The 3,680-nt window shown below is 36.5% G+C and carries 1 protein-coding gene; it reads left to right on the top strand.

Features of this window, described 5'->3' with window-relative positions; genetic code table 11:
* Positions 1-3,680: hypothetical protein (locus tag Q1A46_RS20630; RefSeq protein WP_299683536.1), on the top strand; the 3,680-nt coding region annotated here is incomplete at both ends.

Here is a 3,680-nt window from a genome sequence, read left to right as displayed (position 1 = left end):
TATGATGTTCTTATAGAGGATACTAACGGATGTGGTGGTTTTACAGATACAGTTACAATTGCTGATTTACCAGCAGTGCCAACGTTAAGTGAATCAATTGTTTATAACTGTGATGGTACAGGAAATATAACAATTACACCTACACCAGCAGGAACTTACACATATGAATTATTAGATTCAACAGGAGCTACAGTTACTACAAATGGTACAGGAGTTTTCAATGGTCAAGCTGTAGGAAGTTATACAGTTGAAGTTAACTACGGAAGCGGATGTACTACCGATATCGCAGTTGTAGTTTTAGACAATCAAGAATTCACAGCAAGCGCAGTTGGTTCAGCAGTTTCATGTAATGGAGATACAGATGGAGAGATTACTATAACAGCTACTAACTTTGGAGCATCATTTGAATATAATATTGATGGAGCAGGTTGGGTAACAGGAAACACAACAAGTCCATTAACAGTAGCTACTACATTAGGAGCAGGAAACTATACAGTTGAAGTTCGTTCATCTACAGTTTCATCAGCAGGAACACAATGTGTTGTTACCGTAAATAATGTAAGTATAACAGAGCCAAGTGCTTTAACAGGTTTAACAGCTAATGTATTAAAAGAGGTAACTTGTGATCCAGCTACCGGAGCAACAATTGAAGGAGATGTAACTGGAGGTACTCCACCATATACTTATGATTACCAATTAAATGGAGCAGGAGCTTTCATTACAAACTTAACTGACATTCCAGCAGGAACACATACAATTAGAGTTACAGATGATAATGGATGTAGAGCTACAACAAGTTTTACTATAAACAATTTCGATCCAGTAGTTTTCACAGCTACACCAATTGCATGTTATACAGGAAGCAATGGAAATATTGTAGTAAATATTACAAGTGGAGAAGCACCGTTTAGAGTACGTTTAGACAGTGGAGCATTTGTTAATGTAACAGGAAGCACACATACATTCTCAGGATTAGGAGCCAATACATATGCAGTAGAAGTTATTGATAATAAAGGATGTACAGATACAGTTAATACTACAATTTTGCCTCAACTTACAGCAACAGCTGTAGTAACAGATGCTAGTTGTTCTAATGGAGAAATAAGTATTACTCCAGTTGGAGGTTCAGGTGGATATACTTTCTCAGCAGAGATTAGTACAGCAACTCCAGCGGGAGCTCCAATAGGAACTTTCTCAGCAACAAATCCTATTGTAGCTGGAGGAGGAACATATGATGTATTCGTAAGAGATAGTAATGGTTGTACTTACGTAATAGAAGATGTAGTAGTTGATACTGTAGTAGCAGTAGGAATATCTTTAACAGGTAATCAACCAGCATGTAATGGAGATAATGGAAGTATTGACGTTACTGTTACTAATGGAAGAATTCCTCATACAATTACATTATCAGACTCAGGAGGATTGTTACAAACAGTTAATAATTTTACAGGAACATCGTTATCATTCCCTAATTTACCTGCGGAAACATATACGGTTAATATCACTGATGGTTTAGGTTGTACAGATTCACAATCTGTAACTTTAACAGATCCAAATCCTTTAGTGTTAAATGTTGTAGGAGTTCCACCACCTACATGTGGAGCATTAGATCCAGCAAATACAGGATTTAATTTTACAGGTGTTACACCAGCTGATTTTACACCAGACATTCTTCAGTATAGTGTAGATAATGGAGCTACTTGGTTACCATTTACTACAGGTCAGATTAGAGGATATAATCCAGGAGATATTGTTTTTCCTGCATTAAGAATTGTAGATTCAGTATCTGGTAATACTAAGTGTATTGAGACTTATGGACAATTTATAATTCCATTTAATGTTAGTGGTTTAGTAGTTAATGTTGTACCTCAAGGTAATTGTGCTGACGGTTATACTGTAACAGTTCAAGCTGTAGGAGGTACAGGTCCTTATTTATTCTCAATTAATGATTTCTCACCAGCAGCAGGTTTATCTTCAAATACTGGGGATCCTACTACTTATGAGTTTACAGGATTAGTACCTGGTGTTAATTACGATTTTTATGTAAGAGACGAAAGAGGAACCACAGGTGTCTTTACAGATGATTGTGTTGAACAAAATAATGATCCAATAGATACTTCTTTTGCTGATGTAACAATAACAGGTTCAGTAATAGGAAATCAATGTAATGGAACAAATAATGGAGAGTTAACTTTCACGATTAATGATACTTCAGGAATTTTAACTGGAGAAACAATAAGTTGGGAATTATTCGATGCGAATACTGATGCACCATTATCAACTCCTATCACAGGAAGTCAAACGAATACCAGTCCAATTAATATAACAGGTTTACCAGATGGACTTTATTATATTGTTATTAGTATTCCTGCAGCAACACCAGGTTTAGCTACGGAATGTAGTTGGGGTAGTCCAGATTATCAAATTCTAGAAACTCCACCAATTGCAGGAAATTTAGTAGTAGTAGAAAATATTACTTGTAATAGAAATGGTGTCATAAGAGTAGAAAATGTAACGGGGGGTACTCCTCCATATACATATAGTGTAACTACTGCTACTAACTTTACACCAGCAGATGCTTTAGTAACAGGAAATACAATTGAATTTGCATATTCTGATGTTACTAATAATTTAAATCCAGTTACAGGAATTACTGTGACTATAACAGATAGTAATGGGAATTCTTGTACTAATACTGTCGGTCCAGTTGATTTAACAGTAAGTCAAGATCCTACATTTTCAGTTTCAAAGAATGACAATGCTTGTACTGCTGATTTAGGTGAAGTTACAGTAACAGTAACAGGAGCTACTACTGGAACTTATACAGCTACATTAAGCGGTGCATTAGGTTCAAGTTTTACCTTAACAGGATCAGGGCCTTTCACTTTTACAGGTTTAGTAGCAGATACTTATACTGTTTCTTTTGAAGACACAAACGGATGTTCACCATCAACCCAGAATATTACGATTAATTCAGATTTAGACTTTGATGTTACTCCAGTAAGCATTTTAACTTGTGCTACAGGAGCAGAATACAGTATTGAAGTTAGTTCAGGAACAGGAAGCTACAGTTATGTAGTTGAAGATCCAAGTTCTACCAATGTTGCTACAGGAACTATAGTTGCAGGAACAGGAGTAAGCAGTAACTTTAATTTACCATTGGGTACTCCATTAGGAACTTATACAGTTAGAGTTACAGATACAGGTTCAGGCAGCTGTGTTGTTAGCAAGACATTTGAAGTTGTTGCACCAGTTGATCCAGCATTTACAGTAAATGCTATTGATGCTACCTGTAACGGAAGTGCTACAGGACGTATTGAAGTTACAGCGACAGCAGGTTTAACACCATTTACTTATAGTTTAGTTCGTACAGTTGGAGGTCCTTTAACAGGAACACAAGGAGTTTACGATGCAGGAAGTGGCGCCTTTATTAATGTACCAGCCGGAACATATACAGTAACATTAACTGGAGCAAATGGATGTTCAACAGACGTTACCGGAGTTATAGTAGATGATAATCCATTATTAAGTGTTGTAGCACCAAGTGCAGTTCAGTTTGGATGTAGTACAGGTAACACCGTTGACAATGCTACTTTAACTATCGATACTGCATCAGGTTCAGGAATTTCAGGAGGAAGCACAGTGTATAACACCGTTGAGTTATACTTAGATGTAGCGCC

Origin of the sequence: uncultured Tenacibaculum sp., assembly GCF_947502995.1 — a bacterium.
In the GTDB taxonomy this organism is placed as follows: Bacteria; Bacteroidota; Bacteroidia; order Flavobacteriales; family Flavobacteriaceae; genus Polaribacter.
The sequence above is the reverse complement of the archived record's forward strand: the minus strand, read 5'-3'. Positions and strand labels throughout refer to the sequence as shown.